This is a genomic window from Actinoallomurus rhizosphaericola (genome assembly GCF_024055675.1).
GTDB classification, from domain to species: domain Bacteria; phylum Actinomycetota; class Actinomycetes; order Streptosporangiales; family Streptosporangiaceae; genus Actinoallomurus; species Actinoallomurus soli.
Genome location: NZ_JAMXMW010000001.1, coordinates 285,293 through 309,507 on the forward strand (window position 1 = coordinate 285,293; position 24,215 = coordinate 309,507).

Below are 24,215 nucleotides of genomic sequence, written 5' to 3' on the forward strand. Positions count from 1 at the left end.
TTTGTGGCCGGGCCGCCGACGGGTGTTGGATCGCTGACGGTCGACGGGCGGTCTGCGGAGAGGGGAGCGCGGGATGGCACGGGGTGAGGGGCTGGGACGGGACTTCGCGTGGCTGTGGCGCGCCTTCGCGGTCAGCACGCTGGGCACGTGGCTCGCGTTCGACGCCCTCCCGATCCTCGCGGTGCGGGTCGTCCACGCGAGCGCCGCGCAGGTGTCCCTCCTCGCCGCGGCCGGCGCGGTGGCCGCGGCGGCACTCGCCCTCCCGCTCGGCCCGTGGGTGGAGTACCGGCCGAAGCGGCGGCTGATGATCCGCGCCGACCTGCTGCGCTTCCTCGCGATGCTCAGCGTGCCGATCGCGTACGCGACGGGGACGCTGTCCTACCTGCAGTTGATCGTCGTGACCGTGGTCGTCGCCGTGGCCGACATCGTCTTCACCGCGGCCGCCGGCGCGAACCTCAAGTCGCTGGTGGGCCGACCCCACCTGCTGGAGGCCAACCGCCGCTTCGAGACCGTGACCTGGGTCTCGACGGCCATCGGCCCGCCGGCGGGCGGAGCGCTCATCGGGGCGCTCGGGCCCGTCGTGACGATCCTCCTCGACGCGGTCAGCTACCTGCTGTCCGCGCTGGGCATCCGCGCCATCGCGCGGACGGAGCCGGCGCCTCCCGTCCGGTCGGAGAGCGGGTCGCGACTCGCCGAGATCGGCGAGGGCTGGCGGGCGATCGCCGCCGACCGGGAGCTGCGCCTGCTGTTCGCCAACGGCGTGCTGGTCGGGGGGCTGATCATGGCGACGTCCCCGCTGCTGATCTACCTTATGCTGCACGACCTCGGATTCAGCACGCTGCAGTACGGGCTCGCGTTCGGGGTGCCCTGCCTGGGCGGCATCCTGGGCGCGAGACTGTCCGCCCCCCTGACCCGCCGGTACGGGCAGCGGAGGATCCTGCTCGGGTTCGGCGTCGGGCGGGTCCTGTGGCTCGCCGGGCTCGCCTTCACGGGGCGGGGCACGGCCGGCCTCCTCGTCGTGATGGCGACCGAGTTGGGGATCATCACGTGCATGGGGGTCTACAACCCCGTCATGGCCACGCGCCGCCTCGAACGGACCGCCGACGACAAGGTGGCCCGGGTCCTCACCACCTGGAGGGTCGGCTCCCGCACGTCCATCGCCGGGGCGACGGCCCTGTGGGGTGCCCTGGCGGGCCTCACCAGCGCCCGTACCGCCATCGCCGTCGCCGGGGTCCTGCTGATCGCGACGTCGTTCCTCCTGCCGTGGCGTACGGGGGACGACGCGCCCCGCGGCGGGGAGGAGCACGGCCCGGCGGATGTCGCGGACACGGCCCCGGAGGCGGCCGACGTCGGATCCGCCTGACCGGGCCCGCGGCCCTCAGCGGTCCTCGGCGTTCCTCTCGATGATCAGGTCGGCGATCTCCGCCAGCAGGGTGATCTGGCCGGGCGTGAGGTGGTCGAGGAAGAAGCGCCGGACGTCCTCCACATGCCGCGGTGCGGCGGCCGTGATGGCCTCCCGGCCCGCGGCGGTGACCACGACGTACGCCCCGCGCCGGTCGTCCGCGCACTCCTCGCGGGCGACCAGGCCGCGTTTCACCATGCGCGCGAGGTGGTGTGACACGCGGCTCTTCTCCCAGCCCAGGACGCGAGACAGCTCCTGGATGCGCAGCCGGCCGTCGGGCGTCCGGGTCAGCTCGGCCAGCACCGTGTAGTCGGTGGCGGACAGCCCGAACCCGGCCTGCATCGAATGCCCGGCCCGGTTGACCAGCAGATCGCTCATCCTCAACAGGCCGCGCCACGCCCGTTCCTCGGTCGCCGTCAGCCAACGGGTCTCCGCGCTCATGAGACCACCGTACGGGAAAGTTGACGCGTCACGCTTTGATTCCGGGACGAACCGCCACATCGGCCCGCGCGAGAGGTCGGATGACCGGGCCGGGCGGGCCGGAGTCCGGCCGGCCCGGCCATGGGGGTCAGACCTGGACGGCGCCGCCGTCGACGAAGAGCTCGATGCCGGTGATGAAGCTGCTCTCGGACGAGGCGAGGAAGACGGCCGTGGAGGCGACCTCCTCCGGCCGGCCCATGCGGCCCAGCGGCACGGTGCTCGCCAGCTGGTCCCGGAGTTGCGCGGCCTGCTCGTCGCCGCGGGCGAGCCCGTCGACGCCGGGGGTCGCGATCGGTCCAGGCGCGATGGAGTTGACGCGGATGCCCCGGCCCTTGAGCTCGTTGGCCCAGGTGCGGGCGAAGGAGCGGATCGCCGCCTTGGAAGCACCGTAGACGCCGAACGCCTCGTTGCCCTTCGTCCCCGCGATGGAGCCGGTCAGGATGACCGACGCGCCGTCGTTCAGCAGCGGGAGCGCCTTCTGGACGGTGAACAGCACGCCCTTGACGTTGGTGCCGAACGTCGCGTCGAAGTGCTCCTCGGTGACGTCTTCGAGCGTCTTGAACTCACCGCCGCCGGCGTTGGCGAACAGGACGTCGATGCGCAGTCCCTGGTCGGCGAGGGTCGCGTAGAGGCGGTCCAGGTCCGCCAGGTCGGAGCTGTCGGCCTGGACCGCGGTCACCGATCCGCCGATGGCGGCGGCGGCCTCGTCCAGGGCCTCCTTGCGGCGTCCGGTGATCACGACGCGGGCGCCCTCCTGGGCGAACCGCCGGGCCGCGGCCAGTCCGATGCCGCTGGTGCCGCCCGTGACGACGGCGGTTTTTCCGTCGAGCTGTCCCATGGTTCTCTCCTGTTCCGTTGGCAATCCGGAGGGGTTGTTCAAGCTTCAACTAAATTACGATCAATTAGGTGACGTGTCAACCAATTTCCGCTGCGATGAAATGAGCAGTTCACACTGTTCAGGCTGAACTGGACAGTTTGAACTGAAGGTTCTACCGTGGCCGGTATGACAGAGATCGATCCGGCCGTCTCGGAATCGGCCGTCCGCGCGGCGCGCGAGGTCCGCGTGGTGGTCGGCCGCCTGCGCCGGCGGTTCCGGGAGACCTACGACACGGAAGGGCTGACGCCGTCGCAGACGTCCGCGCTGAGCAGGCTGAGCAAGACCGGACCGGCGTCGGCGAGCGACCTGGCCGCCGCCGAACGCGTACGGCCGCAGTCGATGGCCGCCACGCTCGCGGTGCTGGAGGAGCGCGGCCTGATCCAGCGGCGGCGCGACCCCGGCGACGGCCGCCGGCAACTGCTCTCGGTGAGCGAGACCGGGCAGGCGTATCTGGAGGACAAGCGCCGCGCGGGCGAAGAGTGGCTGGCCCGTGCCCTCGAGGACGACTACACCGAGGACGAACGACAGACCATCATCGAGGCGCTGGCCCTGCTGGACCGGCTGACGCGCCGATGACGACCGAGGCCGAACGCTCAGGACGCCCCGGCGCCGGCGACGAGGCGGAGGAGGCCTTCGACCGCAGGCTGCTCGCCCCGATGATCCTCGGGGCGGTGCTCAACCCGATTAACTCGTCGATCGTCGCGGTCGCGCTGGTGCCGATCGGCGCCGCGTTCGGGGCGCCGCCCTCCCAGACGGCCTGGCTGGTCTCCGCCCTGTACCTCGCGACCTCGATCGGTCAGCCGATGGTCGGGCGGTTGATCGACCTGTACGGGCCGCGTCGGCTGTTCCTCGCCGGTACCGCCCTGGTGGGGGTCGCGGGGCTGATCGGCCTCCTCGCCCCGAACCTGGCCGTGCTCGTGGTGGCGCGGGTGATCCTGGGCTTCGGGACGTGCGCGGGCTACCCCGCCGCGATGTACCTCATCCGCAGCGAGGCCGAGCGCACCGGCAGGGGCAGCCCCGCCGGCGTGCTGACGGTCATCGCGGTCAGCACCCAGACCGTCGCCGTCGTCGGCCCCACCCTGGGCGGACTGCTGATCGGAGTGGGCGGCTGGCGGACCACCTTCGCCGTCAACATCCCGCTCGCGGCGGCCGGCCTGGTCGTGGGCATGCTGCGCCTGCCGAGGACACCCCTGCCCGAGCGGACCACCAGGGAGCGGCCGACGGCGCGGCTGGACCTGCCGGGGATGGCCCTGTTCGCCGTGACGCTGGTCGCGCTGCTGCTGTTCCTGATGAAGCCCGGAGCCGGTCACTGGTACCTCCCGGCACTCGCCGTCGTGGCGGCGGCCGGTTTCGCCCTGCGGGAGTCGCGCGCGGCCGAGCCGTTCATCGACCTGGGCGTCCTCGGGGGCAACGTGCCCCTGCTGCTGACCTACGCCCGCGCGCTCCTCGCGTACGTCGTGTCCTACTCCTTCACCTACGGCTACACGCAGTGGCTGGAGGACGGGCGCGGGCTGTCCGCGTCGCAGGCCGGGCTCGCGCAGCTGCCGCTGTTCCTGACCGGCATCCTGGTCTCGACCCTGACCGGGCGGCACAAGGAGATCCGGGGCAAGCTCCTCGTGGGCGCGACCGGGCAGATCGCGGCCTGTGCGATGCTCCTGCTGCTCCACCGGGGAAGCGCGGTGTGGCTGCTCGTCGCCGTGGCCATCGTCTGCGGCGTCCCTCAGGGGCTGAACAGCCTCGCCCTGCAGAACTCGGTGTACCACCAGGCCGACCCGGCGCGGATCGGCTCGTCCGCCGGGCTGCTGCGCACCTTCGCCTACCTCGGCGCGATGGTCTCCTCCGCCGCCTGTGGCGCCTTCTTCTCCCACCGCGCTGACACGGGCGGCCTGCACCACCTTGCCTGGTTCATGCTCGCCGCCGGGGCCGCGTTCCTGGCGGTCACCGTGACCGACCGCTCGCTGCGCCGGATCGGCAAGGACAACGACGACACCTCCCTCCGGCCCGGAACGACCCGGGCCTGATCACCTACCAGGAAATGGAAAAAATGACGGAGAACACCGCCCTGCTCGTCATGGACGTCCAGCAGGGGATCGTGAGCCGCGTCTCGGACCCCGCCTACCTGCCGCGCGTGGTCCGCGCGATCGACGCGGCCCGCGCGGCCGGCATCCCTGTGATGCACGTCGTGATCGGCTTCCGGCTCGGCCACCCTGAGGCGGCTGCGCGGAACAAGAGCTTCGGGGCGCTGCCCGCGGGCGCCTTCACGCCCGAGGACCCCGGCGCGGCCGTCCACCCGGACGTCGCGCCGCGGCCGGAGGACGTCGTGATCACCAAGAAGCGGGTCAGCGCCTTCGCCGGCAGTGATCTCGAGATGGTCCTGCGCGCTCGCGGGATCGAGCATCTGGTCCTGGCCGGCATCGCCACCAGCGGCGTCGTCCTGTCGACGCTCCGCCAGGCCGCCGACCTCGACTACCGGCTCACCGTCCTCGCGGACGGCTGCCTCGATGGCGACCCCGAGGTGCACCGGGTCCTCACCGAGAAGGTCTTCCCCCGTCAGGCGGACGTGGTCTCCGTCGAGGAGTGGGTGTCGGCCCTCTCGTGACGCCGCCGCAGGCCGCCGGTCACGTGCTGGGCGTGACCGGCGGCCGCAGTGCGTGAAGCACGGTGTTGATCTCGTATAGTGAGACATACCGTCCAAGGATTTGACGCGGGCCGGGAAACCCACCATGGTTGACACCATGAACCGCAACCTGATTCTCGTACTTGGTCGGCGCGCAAGCTGACCGAGTAGATCGCTTGCGCGCTCCCCTCGACCGCCATCCGGCGCGAGGGGTTTTTTGTTGGCCATAACCCCGGCCCCGCGCACCGCGTCCCGGACGGCACCGCCCGCCCGGCACGCTCAGGGGCAGAGCCCAGCGCTCAAGACCACAAGGATGAAGCAGATGACCGAACGGATGACCGGATCCCAGGCGCTCATCAGAGCCCTGGAGGAGGTCGGCGTCGACACCGTCTTCGGGATCCCCGGAGGAGCCATCCTCCCCGCGTACGACCCCCTCTTCGACTCGCAGAAGATCCGTCACATCCTTGTACGGCACGAGCAGGGCGCCGGCCACGCCGCCCAGGGGTACGCGCAGGCGACGGGCAGGGTGGGCGTGTGCATGGCGACCAGCGGCCCCGGGGCGACGAACCTCGTGACGCCGATCGCCGACGCGTACATGGACTCGGTGCCGATCGTCGCGATCACCGGCCAGGTCGCGAGCGGCGCGATCGGCACGGACGCCTTCCAGGAGGCGGACATCTCCGGCATCACGATGCCGATCACCAAGCACAACTTCCTGGTCACCGACCCGTCCGAGATCGGCCGTACGATCGCCGAGGCGTTCCACATCGCCTCGACCGGCCGGCCGGGCCCCGTCCTCGTCGACATCTCCAAGGACGCGCTGCAGAACGAGACCGACTTCACCTGGCCGCAGCCGATGCAGCTGCCCGGCTACCGGCCCGTGACGCGGCCGCACGCCAAGCAGGTGCGCGAGGCCGCCCGCCTGCTCGTCGAGGCCAAGCGCCCGGTGCTGTACGTCGGCGGGGGAGTGCTCAAGGCAGGGGCCGCCGACGAGCTGCGCGCCCTCGCCGAGCTGACCGGCGCCCCGGTGGTGACCACGCTGATGGCCAAGGGCGCGCTGCCCGACAGCCACCCGCTGCACATGGGCATGCCCGGCATGCACGGCAGCGTCGGCGCGGTCGGCGCGCTGCAGCGCTCGGACCTGCTGATCGCGCTGGGCGCGCGGTTCGACGACCGGGTCACCGGCCGCCTGGACAGCTTCGCCACCGGCGCGAAGGTCGTGCACGCCGACATCGACCCGGCCGAGATCTCCAAGAACCGCCACGCCGACGTGCCGATCGTCGGCGACGCCCGCGACGTCCTCACCGACCTGGTCAACGCCGTGCGCGCCGAGCACGCGGCGGGCCGCAAGGGCGACTACGAGGACTGGTGGCGCCAGCTGAACGCCTGGCGCGACACCTATCCGCTGGGCTACGACCAGCCGGAGGACGGCAGCCTGGCGCCGCAATACGTCATCGAGCGCATCGGCAAGGTCGTCGGCCCGGACGCGCTGTACGTCGCCGGGGTGGGCCAGCACCAGATGTGGACCGCCCAGTTCATCGGCTACGAGAACCCCGGATCGTTCATCAACTCCGGCGGTCTCGGCACGATGGGCTTCGCCGTGCCGGCCGCGATGGGGGCCAAGCAGGGCCGTCCCGACACCCCGGTCTGGGCGATCGACGGCGACGGCTGCTTCCAGATGACCAACCAGGAGCTGGCCACCTGCGCCATCGAGGGCATCCCGGTCAAGGTCGCCGTCATCAACAACGGCAACCTCGGCATGGTCCGCCAGTGGCAGACCCTGTTCTACGACGGGCGCTACTCCAACACCGACCTGCAGTCCCGCCGGATCCCCGACTTCGTCAAGCTCGCGGAGGCGTACGGCTGCGTCGGGCTGCGCTGCGACAACGCCGCCGACGTGGACGCCACGATCGCCAAGGCCATGGAGATCAACGACGTCCCGGTCGTGATCGACTTCGTGGTCCACCAGGACGCGATGGTCTGGCCGATGGTGGCGGCCGGCACCGGCAACGACGAGATCAAGATCGCCCGGGACATGGCGCCCGACTGGGAGAACGGTGACTGACTGACATGAGCAGGCACACGCTTTCGGTGCTGGTCGAGAACAAGCCCGGCATCCTCGCCCGGGTCGCCTCGCTGTTCTCCCGGCGCGGATTCAACATCGACTCCCTCGCCGTCGGCACGACCGAGCACCCGGACATCTCCCGGATGACGATCGTCGTCAACGTCGAGGAGCTCCCGCTGGAGCAGGTGACCAAGCAGCTGAACAAGCTGGTCAACGTCATTAAGATCGTCGAGCTGGACCCCTCGGCGTCGGTGCAGCGCGAGCTGGTGCTGATCAAGGTTCGCGCCGACTCCGAGACCCGCTCGCAGGTTCTGGAGACCGTCCAGCTCTTCCGCGCGAAGGTCGTCGACGTGGCCACGGACGCGGTCACGGTCGAGGCCACCGGCAGCAGGGACAAACTGGAGGCTCTGATTCGGGTCCTGGAGCCGTTCGGTATCAAGGAACTGGTGCAGTCGGGCATGGTGGCCATCGGCCGTGGCGCCCGCTCCATCACCGACCGCTCGTTGCGCGCCATCGAGCGCAGCGCGTGAGATCTAGAGAGGCAAGATCAAGTGGCTGAGATCTTCTACGACAACGACGCCGACCTGAGCGTCATCCAGGGCCGCCACGTCGCGGTGCTCGGATACGGCAGCCAGGGGCACGCGCACGCGCTCTCGCTCCGCGACTCCGGCGTCGACGTGCGCGTCGGCCTGCCGAAGGACTCCAAGAGCCGGGAGAAGGCCGAGAACGACGGCCTGCGCGTCGTCACGCCCGAGGAGGCCTGTGAGGAGGCCGACCTCACGATGGTGCTGATCCCGGACCACCTGCAGCGGCAGGTGTACGCCGACGCGATCGCGCCGTCCCTCGTCGAGGGCGACGCCCTGTTCTTCGGGCACGGACTCAACATCCGCTACGGCCTCATCGAGCCGCCGGAGGGCGTCGACGTGGCCATGGTCGCGCCGAAGGGCCCGGGCCACCTCGTCCGCCGCCAGTACACCGAGGGCCGCGGCGTGCCGGTGCTCGTCGCCGTCGAGCGCGACGCCAGCGGCAACGCCTGGCCGCTCACCCTCTCGTACGCGAAGGCCATCGGCGGCACCCGTCCGGGCGCGCTGAAGACGACCTTCAAGGAGGAGACCGAGACCGACCTGTTCGGCGAGCAGGCCGTGCTGTGCGGCGGTGTCTCCGAGCTCATCAAGGCGGGCTTCCAGACCCTCGTTGACGCCGGCTACCAGCCCGAGGCCGCCTACTTCGAGTGCCTGCACGAGATGAAGCTCATCGTCGACCTCATGTACGAGGGCGGCCTGTCGAAGATGCGCTGGTCGATCTCTGACACCGCGGAGTTCGGCGACTACACCCGCGGCCCGCGCATCATCACCGACGAGACCCGCGAGGAGATGCGCAAGATCCTCAAGGAGATCCAGGACGGCACCTTCACCAAGGAGCTCGTGGAGGAGTTCGACGCCGGCCGGCCGAACTTCCTCAAGCGCCGCGAGGAGGAGCAGAACTCCCCGATCGAGCAGACCGGCGCCAAGCTCCGCCCGATGATGTCCTGGCTGCAGGACTGATCCACCGGATCGGGTGAACCTCGCCCCGGCGTGTGCGACCGCACCGCCGGGGCGACGTCGTTCGGGGCGCGAAAGTCGGCAACCGCCGGAACCTCGGGCATGGTCAATAGCACTTCGTAAGTCAGTGCTACGAATGCCGGTTCGGGGCGCGCCTCAACCTCATTTCGGCACCGACCGGCGGCGGGAAGGAGGATACTTACGGCGGTAAATGGGCGGTTTCGACGCCGGTGGCCGCGGGTGCCCGGAGCCGTGCCCTGAGGCGCGAGAGCGGGACGGGCTCATGCGTAAGACATCTTTAGGACCCTCGAAGACCGAACACCACGAACGCCGGGCCGAGATCGACCCGACCGACTTCATCCCCCTCCTGGCGACCGACTTCGGCGGCATCTACCAGGTCTACCTCGCCGCCTCCGACGAGCGGCTGAAGATGCTGCGGCTGGCGATGAGCCTGCTCGCCGCGCCGTTCGCCGCGGTGGTCGCGCTGACCAGCGCCAAGGTCCTCGACCCGGCCGCGCTGACGTCCTGGCACCGCATCCCCGCGTACGTCTTCGCCCTCACGGCGATCTTCGGGGCGATGGGCGTCCTGCCGTACCTCCGCCTCATCGAGGCGACGTCCCGGCACCTGCGCACCGCGCGGGCGGTGAACAACTTCCGGCTGCTCTACGTCGAGGAGCTCCGCGACCACTTCAGCCAGGTCGGCTGGGCCCCGAACCTGCCGGTCGACCCCGCCTACCCGGAGGCGTTCGCGCCGACCTCCAGCTCCGGCCTCACCGCCATCGGGCTCGCGATCGTCGACGCGGCGTACATCTCGATCGGGCTGCTCGGGCTGTCGGGCGCGCGGCCGACCATGATCGTCGTGACGGTCTGGATCGCGGTCACCGCCACGCTGCTGTTCCTCATCTACCACGTCCGCCTCGGCGCGGCCCGCCGGCGGCAGGGCCCGGCCAACCCGTACGGCTTCCCGTCGGTGGAGTCCTGAGGTGGAGCGCTGGCACACATGCGGCGAGGCGTGGATCGGCCTGATGCGGCACGTCTGGACGACGGGCGTGGCGGGCCTGGACGACCGGGGCCCGGTCATCGAGGCGCCGCCGCGGCTGTTCGAGATAGCGACGCTCGGCTGGGACGACCCGATCGTCCGCGCGTACGGCGACGCCGAGGCCGTCGCCCGCTACACGGCCAAGTTCACCCGGACGGACGTCGTGCCGCCGTTCAAGTACAGCTACGGGGCGCGGCTGCGCGACCTGCTCGGCGTCGACCAGATCGACTGGGTGATCGAGTTGCTGCGGGTCCGTCCGTGGACCAAGAGCGGGTGGATCTCCCTCACGGTCCCCGGCGAGCGGCAGGACGCCGTGCCGTGCCTCGCCGCCCTGGCGTTCCGCGTACGGTCCTCGCGCCTGTCGATGACCGCGACGTTCCGCTCGCAGAACGCCTTCACGAGCTATCTGAACTACCTGCCGCTGCGCGCGGTGCAGGTGGAGGTCGCCGGGGCGGTCGGCCTCCCCGCCGGGACGATGCGGGTCTTCGTCGACGTGCCGCACGTGTACATCGCCGACACCGGCGCCGTCACCGCCGTCCTGGCCCGGACCGCCATGCGCGGCGCCGCCTGAGCGAGCGCGGTCAGCGGCAGTCGTCCGGCGCGGGATCGCCGTGGAAGCGCGCCCTGATCCAGGCGTTCAGATCCGGCGCCGCCGAGGGCACGACGTTGTGGTAGGCGTGCGGGTAGACCCGGTAGGCGATGACGCCGCCACGGCCGCACATCCGCCCCATGGCGGCCTTCGTCACCCCGGGCGGGATGATCGGGTCGCGTCCGCCCTGCAGGATGAGGACGGGGACGGCACGGGGGAGCGCGCCGACGCTGTCGCCGGCCAGACCGGTGGACCAGGGCGGTGTCGTGCGCGGATCCCGGGTGAAGACCTCGCCCGCGGACAGCTTGGAGTACGCCTCGATCACCTCGTCGTCACATCCCTTCTCCAGGACGCCCAGCCGGGCCCGGCCGGCCGCGGTCGTGATCGACTCCAGCCGTGCCGACGGGTCGGCCGCGCCGTACCCGGCGGCCACCTCGACGAGTCGTCCGGTGCCGTAGTCGAGGTCCGTGACATGGCGTGCCAGCGCCGGCAGGTCGATGGGCGGTGACGCCGCCGCCACGCCGACGAGGCGGAGGCCGGGCGCGTAGGACGAGGCGACCTCACCGGCGAACAGCGCCGCGTGCGCCCCCTGCGAGTGGCCGAAGACCACGACCGACCTGCCCAGGGCGGCGCCCGGCAGGCGGGCGGCGGCCCGGACCGCGTCCAGGACGGAGTGCGCCTCGCTCTTCCCGACCAGGTAGGGATGGGGCCCGGGGGTGCCCAGGCCCTCGTAGTCGGTCGCGACGATCGCGTCGCCCGCCGCCAGCAGCGCGCGACCGTCCTCGATCCCGCCGATCGGGTCCGGGTCGGTGGACGGAGCGCAGGAGTCGCCCAGTCCCGTCGTCCCATGGGCCCACGCGACGACGGGCCGTCCTCCGGGCGGCGGCGCGCCCCCCGGAACGAACACCGAGCCGGACACGGCGACGTCCCGGCCCGCCGTGTCGCGGGAGTGGTAGAGGATGCGCCAGCCGCGCGCTCCCGCCGGCGCGGCGACCGGCTCGCTGCGGATGAGGGTGCCGGGCGCTCGCCGCGGCAAGGGCACCGGTGGGCGGTAGAACGCCCAGGCCGGGCGCGGGTGCGGGCTCGCCTCGCCCGCGTCGGGATCCGTACCGGAACCGGAGCACCCGGTGAGCAGGATCGCTCCGGCGGCCGCGATGGAGATCAACCGTTTCATGCGTGACGACGCTAGGAGCGGCGCGGACGTCTGTCCTCGTGCCGGCGGCCGATCGGCGCCTCATCCGTTCGACGACCCGCCCGACCGGCGGGCGGACCCCGGCCACCCCGGATCCACGCCGCACGGCCGGCCGGCGGTGGGCGGCACGGCGGTGACGGAACACGTACGGCCCGGCCGTCCCGTCGTCGATTGGACGACCTCCGGTTCAGCCCGCCGGGGGAGGACCGCGCTGCCGTGACTCCCTACGGTCGGTGCCATGCAGGTGATCCGATGTGAGGGACTGACGAAGCGGTACGGCGACACCGTCGCGGTCGACCGGCTGGACCTGACGATCGGGGGCGGTCAGGTCTTCGGCTTCCTGGGGCCGAACGGCTCGGGCAAGACGACGACGATGCGCATGCTGCTCGGCCTCATCACGCCGACGGCCGGGCGGGCCTGGGTGAACGACCGGCCGCTCCCGGATCCGGACGGCCTGGCCCGGATCGGCGCGATGATCGAGGAGCCGGCGTTCCATCCGTGGCTGACCGGACGGCGCACCCTCGACGTTCTCGCCCTGCACGGGCCGCCGCCGCGACGCCGTGACGCCGTGGCGGCGGCTCTGGACCGGGTCGGCCTGTCCTCCGTCGCGGACCGGAAGGTCAAGGGGTACTCCCAGGGAATGCGGCAGCGGCTGGGACTGGCGGCGGCGCTGCTGCGCGACCCGGCGCTGCTCGTGCTGGACGAGCCGACGAACGGCATGGACCCGGCCGGCATCCGGGAGTTCCGTGCCCTGCTGCGCGCGCTGGCCGACGACGGCATGACGGTGTTCCTGTCCAGTCACCTGCTCGCCGAGGTGGAGCAGGTCTGCGACCGGGTGGCGGTGATGAACCGGGGACGCCTGGTCGAGGAGGGACCGGTCGCCGAGCTGGCCACGGTACGACGGCGGGTGCGCGTCGTCCTCGACGAGGGCGATCGGGATCGTGCCCGGGAGGTCCTGGCGGGGCGGCCGGCCCGTGTCGACGGCCCGGGGACGCTGCTGGTCGAGGAGGCCGACGGCCGTGAGGTCAACGAGGCGCTCGGCCGCGCCGGCGTGTGGGCCCGGGAGATCCTCGTCGAACGACCCGGCCTGGAAGAGGCGTTCCTGACCCTTACCGCGACCGAGGAGGACGACCGTGCGACCCCTGCGCGCTGAGTTGCTCAAGCTGAACCGGCCACTGCTGTACGGCGTGGCGTTCGCCGTCATGCTGTTCTGCGTCCTGCTGGCGGTGGGCGGCGCGTCCAACGCCGCGAAGAACGCCGCCGACGCCGGACACGTGCCGTCCTCGTGCACCGAGTTGAGGCTGCCGGAGGGACCGGCGTGCGAGGCCACGAAGGTGAGCGTCCGCGCGCGGGCGGCGCTCGACCGCGTTCGGCGGCTGCAAGACGCGAAGCGGACCGCGGCGCAGCTCGACCCGGCCGCCGCCGGCGCGGAGGCGGCCGGGCTCATGGCCTCGCTCCCCGGTGTGCTGGCCGTCGCACTGCTCGCCGGCGGTCATGTCGGAGGGGAGTGGTCCGGACGGACCCTGAAGACCGTGCTCACCCACTGCGGCCGCCGCGAGCGGGTTCTCGCGGCGAAGCTGGTGAGCCTGTGGCTGGCGGCGGCGGGCCTCATCGCGGCGTGCTGGGCGGCGCTCGCCGTGGCCGGCCCGATCCTCGTACGGGCGTACCACCTGCCGTCCCCGCACGCCTCGGCGACCGACGAGCTGCGGCACTCGGCAGGGCAGTTCGGGCGGGCGCTGGCGGTCGTCGCGGTGTTCGCCGTGATCGGGGTGCTCGCCGCCGTCGTCACGCGCGGCTCCATCGGCACGATGGCCGCCACGGCCGGGATCTTCGTGACGGCGCTGGCGCTGGCCGGGCTGCCCGGCACCGCGCGCTGGACGCCCGCCACCTGGGTTCAGGAGTGGATGGGCTTCGCGGCCGGGCTCGGGTCGGTCACCACGCTGCCGGACAACTTCTGGTCGCGGTTCATCCCCGCGACCGGCTCTCCGCCGGGGGCGTCGGCCGGCCTCGCCGGCCTCGTGGCCACCGCCCTCGCCGGCGTGCTCGTGGCCGTCGTGCTGTTCCGCCGGTCCGACGTGAGCTGATGAGATCGTGATGGGACCGGCGAGCGGGGAGAAACCGGCCCTGCCTGCCGGGAACGTGTGGTCGCGCCGGGTGGACTGGGAGGAGCCGGTCATGTCGGCTGGGGACGTGACGCCGCGCCAGGGGTCGGGATGGAAGGGGCCGGCCGTGCCCCGTGGGGTCCTGACGCCGCGCCGGGTCGACGCCGCCGTCGCTGCGGGCCTGTTCGCCTGGGGCGCACCGGACGTCCCGTGGTGGTGGAAGCCGGCCTCACACGTTCCGGCGACGCCCGTGGTGCTCGGCTACCTGGGCCTGGAGCTGGCGGCCTCCGTCCCGTTCCTCTGGCGGCGGCGCGCCCCGGTGCCCGTCCTGCTGGCCACGAGCGGCGTGCTCGCGGTCCGCACGGCCCTGCACCAGCACGCGATCGCGGTCTTCGCCGCGGTGCTGGTCGCCGCGTACGGGGTCGGCGCGTACGGCGGACAGACACGGAGACACGCGCGGTGGCTCGGCTGGCTCGGTCTGATCACCGGAGCGGTCGTCGGCGTCGCGGTCAACCTCCACCGCGTCGCAGGGGTGCCGTTCGCGCTGCTCGGTGCGGCCTTCCTCGTCGGGGACGCGGCGACCGCGCGCCGGGCCGAGGCCGCGCTCGCCGTAGAGGCCGCGCACCTGACCGAGCGCACCCGCATCGCCCGTGAGCTGCACGACGTGCTCGTGCACCAGCTCTCGGCGATCACCGTCCAGGCCGGTGCCGCCCGCCTGACCGGCTCCGCCCCGGCCGAGGCGCTCGGCACGGTCGAGCGGCTCGCCCGCGAGGCGCTGAACGAGCTGAACCACCTGCTCGGCACGCTCCGGCGGGACGACGAGAAGGGCGGCCCCCGGCGTCCGGTTCCCTCTCTGGCCGAGATCGACGCGCTGATCGCGATGGCACGGGACGCCGGTGTCCCCGCGGACCTGGAGGTGACCGGCAGGGCGCGAGAGCTCAGTCCCGGCCTGCAGCTGTCGGCGTACCGCATCGTCCAGGAGTCGCTCACGAACGTCGCCCGGCACGCGCCCGGCGCCGCGACCCGGGTGGCGCTGCGCTATCTCGACGATCACCTCGCCGTCGAGATCACCAACGGGCCGCCGGGCCGGGGACGCCGCGGCGGCCGGTCGGCGTCCGGCGGCCGGGGCCTGCTCGGCATGCGCGAGCGCGCTGAGTCGCTGGGCGGGGATCTGCGCGCCTCGGCCACGGACGGGGGATTCCGGGTGACCGCGGCGCTTCCGTACGGCGCGTGGAAGGGCGGATCATGACGGCGAGCGCGCCGATCAGCGTGCTGATCGCCGACGACCAGGCGCTCGTGCGCGCGGGTCTCGTCGCGCTGGTGGGCGCACAGGCGGATCTCACCGTGGTCGCCGAGGCAGCCGACGGTGCGGAGGCGGTGGCACGCGCCCGCGAGGTCCACCCCGACGTCGTGCTGATGGACATCAGGATGCCCGTGCTGGACGGCCTGGCGGCGACCCGCCGGATCCTCACCGGATCGCCCGGCCCCGCGCCGCGCGTCGTCGTCCTGACCACCTACGACCTGGACGAGTACGTCTACGAGGCGCTGTGCGCGGGGGCCTGCGGGTTCCTGCTGAAGCACGCGCCGCCGGAGGAACTGCTCCTGGGCGTCCGCGCCGCCGCCGGCGGCGGCGCGCTCATCTCCCCGGGGGTGACCGGGCCGCTGATCGAGGCGTTCACCGGAAGGCGGCGTGCCCGGGCCCGGCCGCCGGCGGCCCTGGCCCGGCTCACCGCCCGTGAACGCGAGGTCTTCGACCTGGTGGTGGAGGGGAGGACCAACACGGAGATCGCCCGGACGCTGTCCATCGCCGAGACGACGGTCAAGACGCATCTCGGCCGTGTCCTGGACAAACTCGGCCTGCGGGACCGGGTGCATGCCGTGATGTACGCGTACGAGAACGCGCTCGTCCCGCCCGGCACCCGGCGGTGAGGGCCGATCGGTCAGCGCCGGACGACGTCGGCGTGCGCATGCGCAACGTCCGCGTTCCTGGGATCAGAGGTCAAGCTCGGTAGTGCTGTAGGGCGCGGAACTGGCGGCACCATGTGCGGTTTCGGCCGGGCAGGCCGCTGGGTTCGGGCTTGCACACGTACGGGCAGAACATGCTGTTGAGCACCCAGGGAGTGCTGTTCGGGCCGAAGTCCTTTGGCATCGCTGAGGCCTGGGTGATGCCGTAGGCGGCCACGGCGAGTTTCCCGGTGCTGCGGAAGCGCTCCATCTGGTCGGTCAGGAAGTTCTTGTTGTCCGCGTACCACGTGTTGGAGAGTAGGAAGTCGTTCCACTCCTGCTCGTCGAAGGGGTGCTGGGCGGCGTCCTTGATGACCTGCCACACGGGGGTCCCCTTCGCGATGCCGTGGCTGCGGGCGAAGGCCGGGTTCACCGCGTCGCCCATGTGTCGCTTCCAGAGCTGTACCAGGGAGAACTCGGTGGCGAGGAACTTCTGGTCGCTGCGGAGGAACGGCAGCACGTAGTCGAGGTACTTCTTCGCCGCGGCCGGGCTGGGTACGTGCGGGTGGATGTCCACGCCTGCGATGGACGGGGTGTGGGCGGTGAAGGTCATCCAGCGCCGCGTCTGCGCGGTTTCGGCGCCGGGCCGGTAGAGGGCGGTGAGCGCTCCCATGTAGATCTTGGTCTTGCAGTTCGCTCCGAAGTGCTTCTGCCGGTATTGGGCGGCGTGCAGGGCGAGCGCCTCGTAGAAGGTGTTGATACGGGGAGTTTCGCGGTCCGTCTTGCTCGTCTCGAAGAAGGGCTCGTTGCCGATGGTCAGGATGTCGACCTTGCCCATGGTCGCGGCCAGGACCTTGTCCAGCCGGGCCAGGGCGGTCTTCATGGCCGGGCTGCCGGGTGTGGGGATGGGCTTGTTCTGGTACTGGAACTTCGTGGTCAGCACGGTGCCGTAGCCGTGGGCGGCCGCCTGGAGCAACTTCGCGAATCCGGTCTGGGTCGCGGGGTTCCCCTGGTCGGCGTTGGACATCAGATAGAAGCCGCGTATCCAGGTGCCCGAGACCGCCTGCAGCTCGGCGTAGTCGATCTTCTCCAGGGCCTGGTTGACATTGGCAGCGAGTACGCCGGAGGCAGGCGGCGCGCTCACCGTGCCCGGGCTGGAGGAGGAGCTCGCGGCGGGAGAGGAATCGTTCCCGTCCGGGCCGCAGGCCGCCGTCCCCAGGGCCGCCAGCACGGCACCTCCGGACAAGGCAAGCATCTGCCGCCGGGAGGTCTCCCCGCGCTGCCGTCCCCTATCGAATCCCATATCGCTCCCTCGCATGTGCCAGCCCGCCTCCCGGCTTGCCGGTCCATTCCACCCGCGCGACACCGGGTACGGTGGGGCCGGCGATGCGCGACGGGTCAGCCCAGTAGCCGACCGGCTCATGGGGACGCAGGCACACCGACCGGTTCCTGGGTCCCGGTGACCGTACCGTCGGCGTTTTTGGTAAAGCGGACGACCAGAAAATGCTTGTGATCGACCAGCGCGGTCACCGAGAACGGCTGCCCGTCGTTCAGACCCGGCGCTTTGAAGTCCACCCGGGACCCGAAGGCCGAACCGTACTGCGGGCAGCGCCGGTGCCCGTCCTTGTCGAACGGGTTACGGGCGTGATCGGTGCCACCCCTCACCGCTTCGCTGAATTTCCTGTTGTCAGGTCGGGTCTCGGTCCCGATGTTCGCGGTGTACCACACGTGGAACGGCACGTCTGAGCAAACCGCGATGATGCTGTTCCCTTGAGGATCCGGATCTCCCTTGCTGATCCCGCTGTTGACGTTGTTGATGAAGACGGACGCGGCTAGCAGGGCAAGCCCCCCGAACACACCGACCCCGACGGCGACGGCGACGGCGGCGAAGGCGAACCGGCGCGTGCGAACAAGCGGGAACATGAACCCTCCAGGTGCGTGGCTGAACCTAACCCGCTTTGACGGACTATCGGACACCGCCGAAAGCGAGGAGCACGAACGGGAAGACTATGAAGACCGCGCTGGCCACGAACCCGAGGATGATGCGCTGCCGTCGGTCCGAGCGCCGGTCAATGCGGGCGGTGGTGGAGGGGGAGTCGGGCAGGTAGATCACCGGGACAGCGAGGCCGATCGGCCGGTGCCGGACGCCCGAGCGGGTGGGTTTGCATTCGTGCACATTGCCGTACGCGTCAGCGAAGCTCACCATCGCGAACGTGACCCGGCCGGCGGACTCGCCCGCTCCGGACCATTCCCTCTTGTAGCGGCTCACGGTCCCCTGGACCCGTATGCCCTGCCGTTGCAGCCGGCCCTGCAGCCGCACCTCACGTATCTGGACGACAAGGCACGCCGGCCCCGCCAGGACCGAAAAACCCAGGAGTACCACCGCCGCACCCGCCTTCCGCCCATAGCCGATCAAGGTGTTGCGACGCGAGGGAGAGCGGGACGGTTTGCGGACCTACGCGTGATCGTGATCACGCTCGGCGTCACCGGCAGGATCGGCCGGACATGCCTCCGGCGGGGCTTCTCCGGCTCGGGGATGCCCCCGGCACGCGCCACTGCCGGCCAGGGACCAGGAACCTCGACGAGGTGTTCACCTCGCTGGGCGCGCGGGTGATCCGCGCACCGGTCCGCGCACCAGGAGCGAACGCGATAGCCGAACGCTGGGTCGCCACCGTACGCCGAGAGTGCACCGACCGGATCCTGATCACAGGTGTCGTGACGGCCTCGCCCGGCGCCGGTGTGCGAGAACTCCTCCAGACGGGATCGCACACCGGCGTCGCCTATGAGGATCAGTCGTGCCGGCGGCGGCGCGCTCATCTCCCCGGGGGTGACCGGGCCGCTGATCGAGGCGTTCACCGGCAGGCGGCGTGCCCGGGCCCGGCCGCCGGCGGCCCTGGCCCGGCTCACCGCCCGTGAACGCGAGGTCTTCGACCTGGTGGTGGAGGGGAGGACCAACACGGAGATCGCCCGGACGCTGTCCATCGCCGAGACGACGGTCAAGACGCATCTCGGCCGTGTCCTGGACGAACTCGGCCTGCGGGACCGGGTGCACGCCGTGATGTACGCGTACGAGAACGCGCTCGTCCCGCCCGGCACCCGGCGGTGAGGGCCGATCGGTCAGCGCCGGACGACGTCGGCGTTCATGTCGGCGAGGAACTCCTCGCTCTCGGCGTCGGCGACGTGGGCGAACACCGGGACGTCGCTGGCCGGCAGCTTCTCCATCGTCGCCTGCAGCAGCTCGTTGGCCAGCTGCGGGTCGCCGCCCTCGGAGATCACGACGTGCAGCATGATGCCCTCCACGCCGCTGGGCATCCGGACGTCGGAGATCCACACCCGCTCGACCGCGGGGTAGTCCGAGAGCCGCTCGGCGACGCCTTCCTTCAGGGGCCCGACCAGCTCGTGCTCGCTGGCGCGGAACGCCACCTCGACGTCCTCGTCGACGCCCATGCCCTGGGTGACGAGGAAGCCCTGGACGTCGCTGAACGGGATGAGAGCGGCGTCGTCGCTCTCCGGGTCGATCACCATCGCCTGGACCTCGCCGCTGCGGGCGATCTCCAGCAGCAGGGCCGCGTCGGCGTGCTGGAACTCCTCGCTCGCGGACTTCTCGCTGTACGCCTCCGGGCGTGTAAAGGCGGCCAGCGCGACGGACTCGTCCTCCAGCTGCCCCACGAGGACCGAGCCGTCGGGGTTCGTCACGATGAGGACCCCGCCGTCGACGAGCGCGCGCAGGATCTCCTCAGGTTCACCGCGCTGAGCGAGCACGTCGGCCAGCTTCGGGTTTCCATTAGCCATACGCCCGACACTAGTGCGTGGGCGATGCCCCATGGGCCGATCCTGGCCACCGGACCGGTTATTCGCCTCGTCTCACTGGCATGTTCACCGGCCGTTACTACCATCGTGTAGGGCGAGGTCACGCCGAGGGCGCTCGGGATCGACGCACGCCCCCACGCCGTGCAGCCACACGTAGGGGGTCCTCGTGAGCAGGCCTGTGGTCCTCATCGCCGAAGAGCTCTCACCCGCCGGTCTGGCACTCCTGGAGCCGGACTTCGAGATCCGCCGCGTCGACGGCGCCGACCACGACGCGCTGGTCGCCGCGGCCGCCGGCGCGGACGCCCTGATCGTCCGCAGCGCGAGCACGGTGGACGCGGCGGTGTTCGCGGCCGCGACCCGGCTGCGCGTCGTGGCCCGCGCGGGAGTCGGCCTCGACAACGTCGACGTCGAGGCGGCGACCAGGGCCGGCGTCATGGTCGTGAACGCGCCGACCTCCAACATCGTGACGGCCGCCGAGCACGCGATCGCGCTGTTGCTGGCCACCGCCCGCAACATCCCGCAGGCCCACTCCTCGCTGAAGCGCGGTGAGTGGCGGCGCGCCGCGTACACCGGCGTCGAGCTGCAGGACAAGACGCTCGGCGTGCTCGGGCTGGGCCGCATCGGCGTGCTCGTCGCGCAGCGGCTCGCCGCGTTCGGGATGCGGGTGATCGCCTACGACCCGTACGTCCAGGCGGCCCATGCCGCGCAGCTCGGCGCGCGGCTCGTCCCGCTCGACGAGCTGCTGCGCGACAGCGACTTCATCACGGTCCACCTGCCGAAGACCCCCGAGACGCTCGGCCTGATCGGCGACCGTGAGCTGCGGCTGGTCAAGCCGTCCGTGCGGATCGTCAACGCCGCGCGCGGCGGCATCGTCGACGAGGACGCCCTCGACCTCGCGCTCAAGGAGGGGCGCGTCGCGGGCGCGGGCATCGACGTGTTCCGCACCGAGCCGTGCACGGACAGCCCTCTGTTCCAGCACGACAACGTCGTGGTCACGCCGCACCTCGGGGCGAGCACCCACGAGGCGCAGGAGAAGGCCGGCACCCAGGTGGCGCGTTCGGTACGGCTGGCGCTCGCCGGCGAGTTCGTGCCGGACGCGGTCAACGTACGCGGCGGCGTCGTCGCCGAAGAGGTCAAGCCGGCGCTGCCGCTGGCGGAGAAGCTCGGGCGGATCTTCACCGCGCTCGCCGGCGGCCTGCCCGTGCGCGTCGAGGTCGAGGCGCGCGGGGAGATCGCCGCCCACGACGTGAAGGTCCTGGAGCTGGCCGCGCTGAAGGGCGCGTTCACCGACGTCGTCGAGGAGGCCGTGACGTACGTCAACGCGCCCCTCCTGTCCCGGGCCCGGGGCGTCGAGGTGACGCTGACCGGCGACGAGGAGAGCCCGGACTGGCGCAATCTCCTGACGGTCCGCGGCACGATGCCCGACGGCGCGGTCGTCTCGGTCTCCGGCGCGCTGACCGGGCCGCGCCACGTGGAGCGGATCGTCGAGGTCAACGGCTACGCCATGGAGATCACCCCGGCGGCGCACATGGGCTTCTTCACCTACGCCGACCGGCCCGGGATGGTCGGTGTGGTGGGCCGCCTGCTCGGCGACGCGGGCGTCAACATCGCCGGCATGCAGGTGGGGCGGCACGAGAAGGGCGGCCGGGCGCTGATCGCCCTGACCGTCGACTCCGCGCTGACCCCCGAGCTCGTCGACGCGATCGTCGAGGAGATCGGCGCCGAGCAGGGCCGTCGCGTCGATCTCTGACGGGGAGATCCACCATCAGGGCGGGCGGCGGAGAGTCCGCAGGTGACAGAGGCTCACCCCGGAACGTGTCTTGCGATGTGAGATTCCTGGTCGCGAGGCGAGACACGCCGGGACGCAGCGGGTAGCGTCGAGAAGGTCATGCGGCGCTTCGTGCTCACCCTTCGCCGCCGTGGCGGGGCTTGATCCCGGGCAGGCCGGCGACCCGCCGCGGAGTGTGCCGCCGGCCGTCGGTCCCGACTGATCCGCTCGCCCTGATGACGATCTTCACGGAGACGATTCCCATGGACGCCACTTCCGCTTGGACCCCTGCCGACGACGCCGCCGAAGAGGCGGTCAGAGCCGTGCAGACCGCGCTGGACCGCCGCGACAACGGCGGCGCCGCCGGCCGCTAGTCTCCGACGGCCCCGACGCCGAGGGCCACCGCGCCGATCAGCGCCGCGTCGTCGACGAACCGCGCGGCCTCGACCGGCGGCGGGAAGGGCACGGCCCGGCCGATCGCCGCGCGTACGGCGGGCAGGAACGCCTCGGTCATCCCGCCGCCCACGACGACGCGTTCGGGGTCGAGGAAGGTCGTCAGATTGGCGACCGCCATCCCGACCGCCGCGGCGGCGTCGTCGAGCAGGGCCGCCACCGCCGGCTCGTCCCGGCGCGCGAACAGCGCCTCCGCGGTGACCCGCTCGCCGAGCAGCGCGGAACCGCGGGCGGCCAGCCCGCTTCCGGAGGTGTACTCCTCCAGCGGCGCGCGCCCCTGCGCGTATCCCGGCTCGGCCGGTTCGCGCAGCAGGTACCCGATCTCGCCCGCCGCGCCGTGCGTCCCGGGCACCACCCGGCCGCCGACCACCAGCGCCGCGCCGGTCCCGGTGCCGAAGTTGACGTAGAGGCCCACGTCGGCGTCCTGGAGCCGTCCCCAGCGCAGTTCCGCGGCGGCCGCGGCGTTGACGTCGTTGTCGACGCGTACGGCCGGCACGCCGAGCCCGTCCTGGAGCAGGGCGGGCAGCGGCAGGTCGTCCCAGCCCGGCACGTTCGGCGCGAGGCGCACGCGGCCCTCGCGGATCACCCCGAACGTCGACACGCCGGCCGCGACGAGGCGGCCGGGCGTCTCGGCGATGAGGCCGTGCGCCGCGTCCAGGACCCGGCGCATCACCTCGTCCGCGCCGTCGGCGGCGCGGGTCGGCAGGCGCGTGCCGCGCAGCCGTTCTCCGGTGGCGCTAGCCGTCGCGAGCGCCACCTTGGTCCCCCCGAAGTCGATCCCGAGCACGAACTCGCCGACCGACGTCATGCCCGTCGTCATGCGGCGGCCTGCCCCTGGGGTTCGGCGGGCCCGACGAAGGACTCCCTGATCTCCTTCGGCCCGAACGGCCAGGTCTTCTCAGCGCGGGCCCAGAGCAGGTAGGCGATGACACCGAGGGCCAGCCAGGCGAGGGAGAGCAGGATCGGCTTGGCCCCGGCGGCCTGGTAGATGTAGACCCACCCGGCCAGCGCGACGATGCTCGGCAGCGGGTAGAGCCACATCTTGTACGGCCGGGGCAGGTCCGGCTGCCGCCTGCGCAGCACGGTGAGGGCGACGATCTGCGCGATCGACTGCACGAGCACGAACGCCGTGGTGAGCATGCTGATCACGTCGGTGAGGGTGAACAGCGAGCCGACCGCCGTGATGACGCCCATCGCGTACAGACCGGCGGTGGGGAAGTGCAGGCGCGGGTGCAGCCGCCCGAACCACGGGAGGAACACCTTGTCGCGCGCCGCGTTGTAGGGCACCCGCGAGCCGCCGAGCAGCCCGGCGAAGACGGACGCGAACGCCGTGATGATGATGCCGACCGTGAAGACCTGCGCGACGCCCTTGCCCCAGGCGCGTTCGAGCACGAGCGAGGCGACCGAGCTGGAGTTCTTCGCCTCCTGCCACGGCACGACGCCGAGCACGCCGACCTGGAGCAGGAAGTACAGCGCCATGATGCCGAGGATCGCGTAGACGATCGAGCGCGGGATGACCCGGCCCGGGTCGCGCACCTCCGCGCCGAGGTAGGCGCTGGTGTTGTAGCCGAGGTAGTCGTAGACCGCGATGACCAGGCCGGCGCCCAGCCCGCTGAAGAACTTCGAGCCCGCGTCGTCCGGGAAGCCGAAGGCGACGCTGCCGTGGAAGTGGGTGAACGCCGCGATGATCACGCCGAGCACCGTGACGAGCATGACGACGAAGAAGATCGAGGTGAGCTTGCCGACGTCGTCGATCCGGCGGTAGAGCGCCAGGACCACCAGCACGACGACGCCCACGGCGAAGACGTGCCCGAGTCCCGACAGCCCGTTGCCGTGGACGAGCGCGGGCCACAGGTAGCCGGCGTACTGCACGAGCCCGATCGCGCCGGTCGACATGATCAACGGGATGAACAGCACCGCCGACCACACGAACAGGAACGGCATCAGGCGGCCCGTGCGGTACTGGAACGCCTCGCGCAGGTAGAGGTACGTTCCGCCGGCGCCGGGCATCGACGCGCCGAGCTCCGCCCAGACGAGGCCGTCCGCGACGACGATGATCGCGCCGATCAGCCAGCCGAACATGGCCTGCGGGCCCTGCAGAGCGCTGACCATGGCGGGGATGGTGACGAACGGCCCGATGCCGCACATCTGGGTCATGTTCACGGTGGTGGCCTGGAACAGTCCGAGGCGTCGTTCGAACCCCGGAGCCGTGGGAGACGACATGACTCCCCACTCCCTTTCGTGGCGCGTTACCGCCTTCTCGCTGGTGAGCGACGTTGCAGAGAATGTAAGAGAGGCTCCCTAACAAAGCAAGCCCAGAGGGACGTGCGACACTT

At 71.6% G+C, this 24,215-nt stretch carries 25 protein-coding genes; 16 read left to right on the forward strand and 9 right to left on the reverse strand.

Translation table 11 applies throughout. The features are described from left to right. Positions 1–73: 73 nt before the first annotated feature. Complete coding sequence (locus NE234_RS01360; RefSeq protein WP_252776054.1) at positions 74–1,363, forward strand: MFS transporter; 1,290 nt, start codon at positions 74–76, stop codon at positions 1,361–1,363. A gap of 15 nt (positions 1,364–1,378) precedes the next feature. Here the strand turns inward: NE234_RS01360 and NE234_RS01365 are convergent, their stop codons facing one another. Together NE234_RS01365 and NE234_RS01370 are read right to left on the reverse strand one after the other, a co-directional pair. Next, positions 1,379–1,843 (reverse strand): MarR family winged helix-turn-helix transcriptional regulator, encoded by a 465-nt coding sequence (locus tag NE234_RS01365; protein WP_252776055.1) that lies wholly within the window; start codon positions 1,841–1,843, stop codon positions 1,379–1,381. A 127-nt stretch (positions 1,844–1,970) separates the two neighbouring features. Then, on the reverse strand, positions 1,971–2,720 hold the full coding sequence (locus tag NE234_RS01370; RefSeq protein WP_252776058.1) for a glucose 1-dehydrogenase: 750 nt from the start codon (positions 2,718–2,720) through the stop codon (positions 1,971–1,973). A gap of 165 nt (positions 2,721–2,885) precedes the next feature. On the opposite strand from NE234_RS01370, the gene NE234_RS01375 reads away from it, so the two are divergent. The 8 genes from NE234_RS01375 (at position 2,886) to NE234_RS01410 (ending at position 10,592) form a co-directional block, all read left to right on the forward strand. Next, positions 2,886–3,335 (forward strand): MarR family winged helix-turn-helix transcriptional regulator, encoded by a 450-nt coding sequence (locus NE234_RS01375; RefSeq protein ID WP_252776061.1) that lies wholly within the window; start codon positions 2,886–2,888, stop codon positions 3,333–3,335. Beyond that, positions 3,332–4,780: an MFS transporter gene (locus tag NE234_RS01380; RefSeq protein WP_252776062.1), complete on the forward strand. Its 1,449-nt coding sequence runs from the start codon at positions 3,332–3,334 to the stop codon at positions 4,778–4,780. Before NE234_RS01375 ends, NE234_RS01380 begins: the two co-directional genes overlap by 4 nt. A gap of 23 nt (positions 4,781–4,803) precedes the next feature. Beyond that, positions 4,804–5,358, forward strand: coding sequence for a cysteine hydrolase family protein (locus NE234_RS01385; RefSeq protein ID WP_252776065.1), 555 nt, complete (start codon positions 4,804–4,806; stop codon positions 5,356–5,358). A gap of 238 nt (positions 5,359–5,596) precedes the next feature. Then, on the forward strand, positions 5,597–7,441 hold the full coding sequence (locus NE234_RS01390) for an acetolactate synthase large subunit (protein ID WP_256528165.1): 1,845 nt from the start codon (positions 5,597–5,599) through the stop codon (positions 7,439–7,441). A gap of 5 nt (positions 7,442–7,446) precedes the next feature. After that, on the forward strand, positions 7,447–7,971 hold the full coding sequence (ilvN, locus tag NE234_RS01395) for an acetolactate synthase small subunit (RefSeq protein WP_252776070.1): 525 nt from the start codon (positions 7,447–7,449) through the stop codon (positions 7,969–7,971). A gap of 30 nt (positions 7,972–8,001) precedes the next feature. Then, positions 8,002–8,985: a ketol-acid reductoisomerase gene (gene ilvC, locus NE234_RS01400; RefSeq protein WP_252777402.1), complete on the forward strand. Its 984-nt coding sequence runs from the start codon at positions 8,002–8,004 to the stop codon at positions 8,983–8,985. Between the two features lie 280 nt (positions 8,986–9,265). Continuing rightward, a complete protein-coding gene (locus NE234_RS01405; RefSeq protein WP_252776071.1) occupies positions 9,266–9,964 on the forward strand; it encodes a hypothetical protein in 699 nt (232 codons plus the stop codon). A gap of 1 nt (position 9,965) precedes the next feature. Continuing rightward, entirely contained in the window at positions 9,966–10,592 is a 627-nt protein-coding gene (locus tag NE234_RS01410) for a thymidylate synthase (RefSeq protein ID WP_252776073.1), read from the forward strand. 10 nt (positions 10,593–10,602) lie between these two features. Here the strand turns inward: NE234_RS01410 and NE234_RS01415 are convergent, their stop codons facing one another. After that, entirely contained in the window at positions 10,603–11,784 is a 1,182-nt protein-coding gene (locus NE234_RS01415) for a lipase family protein (RefSeq protein ID WP_252776075.1), read from the reverse strand. A gap of 256 nt (positions 11,785–12,040) precedes the next feature. Here NE234_RS01415 and NE234_RS01420 point away from each other — a divergent pair, with 256 nt between their 5' ends. The 4 genes from NE234_RS01420 to NE234_RS01435 all read left to right on the forward strand — a co-directional run bounded on the left by NE234_RS01420 (position 12,041) and on the right by NE234_RS01435 (position 15,833). Next, on the forward strand, positions 12,041–12,955 hold the full coding sequence (locus NE234_RS01420) for an ABC transporter ATP-binding protein (RefSeq protein WP_252776076.1): 915 nt from the start codon (positions 12,041–12,043) through the stop codon (positions 12,953–12,955). Next, on the forward strand, positions 12,936–13,886 hold the full coding sequence (locus NE234_RS01425; RefSeq protein WP_252776079.1) for an ABC transporter permease subunit: 951 nt from the start codon (positions 12,936–12,938) through the stop codon (positions 13,884–13,886). The genes NE234_RS01420 and NE234_RS01425 overlap by 20 nt, the downstream gene beginning before the upstream one ends. 91 nt (positions 13,887–13,977) lie before the next feature. Then, positions 13,978–15,153: a sensor histidine kinase gene (locus NE234_RS01430; protein ID WP_252776082.1), complete on the forward strand. Its 1,176-nt coding sequence runs from the start codon at positions 13,978–13,980 to the stop codon at positions 15,151–15,153. Next, positions 15,150–15,833, forward strand: coding sequence for a response regulator (locus NE234_RS01435; RefSeq protein WP_252776083.1), 684 nt, complete (start codon positions 15,150–15,152; stop codon positions 15,831–15,833). Before NE234_RS01430 ends, NE234_RS01435 begins: the two co-directional genes overlap by 4 nt. A gap of 70 nt (positions 15,834–15,903) precedes the next feature. On the opposite strand, the gene NE234_RS01440 is transcribed toward NE234_RS01435, so the two are convergent. The 3 genes from NE234_RS01440 to NE234_RS01450 all read right to left on the reverse strand — a co-directional run bounded on the left by NE234_RS01440 (position 15,904) and on the right by NE234_RS01450 (position 18,264). Further along, entirely contained in the window at positions 15,904–17,151 is a 1,248-nt protein-coding gene (locus tag NE234_RS01440; protein ID WP_252776085.1) for a hypothetical protein, read from the reverse strand. Between the two features lie 116 nt (positions 17,152–17,267). Next, positions 17,268–17,771 carry a hypothetical protein gene (locus NE234_RS01445; protein WP_252776087.1) on the reverse strand — a complete coding sequence of 168 codons (504 nt, stop codon included), beginning with the start codon at positions 17,769–17,771 and terminating at the stop codon, positions 17,268–17,270. 43 nt (positions 17,772–17,814) lie between these two features. Continuing rightward, positions 17,815–18,264: a DUF3592 domain-containing protein gene (locus NE234_RS01450; protein WP_252776090.1), complete on the reverse strand. Its 450-nt coding sequence runs from the start codon at positions 18,262–18,264 to the stop codon at positions 17,815–17,817. Positions 18,265–18,630: 366 nt separating this feature from the next. Here NE234_RS01450 and NE234_RS01455 point away from each other — a divergent pair, with 366 nt between their 5' ends. Further along, positions 18,631–18,954: a response regulator transcription factor gene (locus NE234_RS01455; protein WP_252776093.1), complete on the forward strand. Its 324-nt coding sequence runs from the start codon at positions 18,631–18,633 to the stop codon at positions 18,952–18,954. A gap of 11 nt (positions 18,955–18,965) precedes the next feature. On the opposite strand, the gene NE234_RS01460 is transcribed toward NE234_RS01455, so the two are convergent. Then, positions 18,966–19,640, reverse strand: a complete 675-nt coding sequence (locus tag NE234_RS01460; RefSeq protein ID WP_252776095.1) for an SseB family protein — start codon at positions 19,638–19,640, stop codon at positions 18,966–18,968. Positions 19,641–19,824: 184 nt separating this feature from the next. Here NE234_RS01460 and serA point away from each other — a divergent pair, with 184 nt between their 5' ends. After that, positions 19,825–21,408 carry a phosphoglycerate dehydrogenase gene (gene serA / locus NE234_RS01465; RefSeq protein WP_252776097.1) on the forward strand — a complete coding sequence of 528 codons (1,584 nt, stop codon included), beginning with the start codon at positions 19,825–19,827 and terminating at the stop codon, positions 21,406–21,408. 254 nt (positions 21,409–21,662) lie between these two features. Continuing rightward, positions 21,663–21,800, forward strand: coding sequence for a hypothetical protein (locus NE234_RS01470; protein ID WP_252776099.1), 138 nt, complete (start codon positions 21,663–21,665; stop codon positions 21,798–21,800). Here the strand turns inward: NE234_RS01470 and NE234_RS01475 are convergent. Then, on the reverse strand, positions 21,797–22,699 hold the full coding sequence (locus NE234_RS01475) for an ROK family protein (RefSeq protein ID WP_252776101.1): 903 nt from the start codon (positions 22,697–22,699) through the stop codon (positions 21,797–21,799). The two genes, NE234_RS01470 and NE234_RS01475, sit on opposite strands and share 4 nt — an antisense overlap. After that, positions 22,696–24,102, reverse strand: a complete 1,407-nt coding sequence (locus NE234_RS01480) for an APC family permease (protein ID WP_252776103.1) — start codon at positions 24,100–24,102, stop codon at positions 22,696–22,698. The genes NE234_RS01475 and NE234_RS01480 overlap by 4 nt, the downstream gene beginning before the upstream one ends. Positions 24,103–24,215 lie beyond the last annotated feature (113 nt).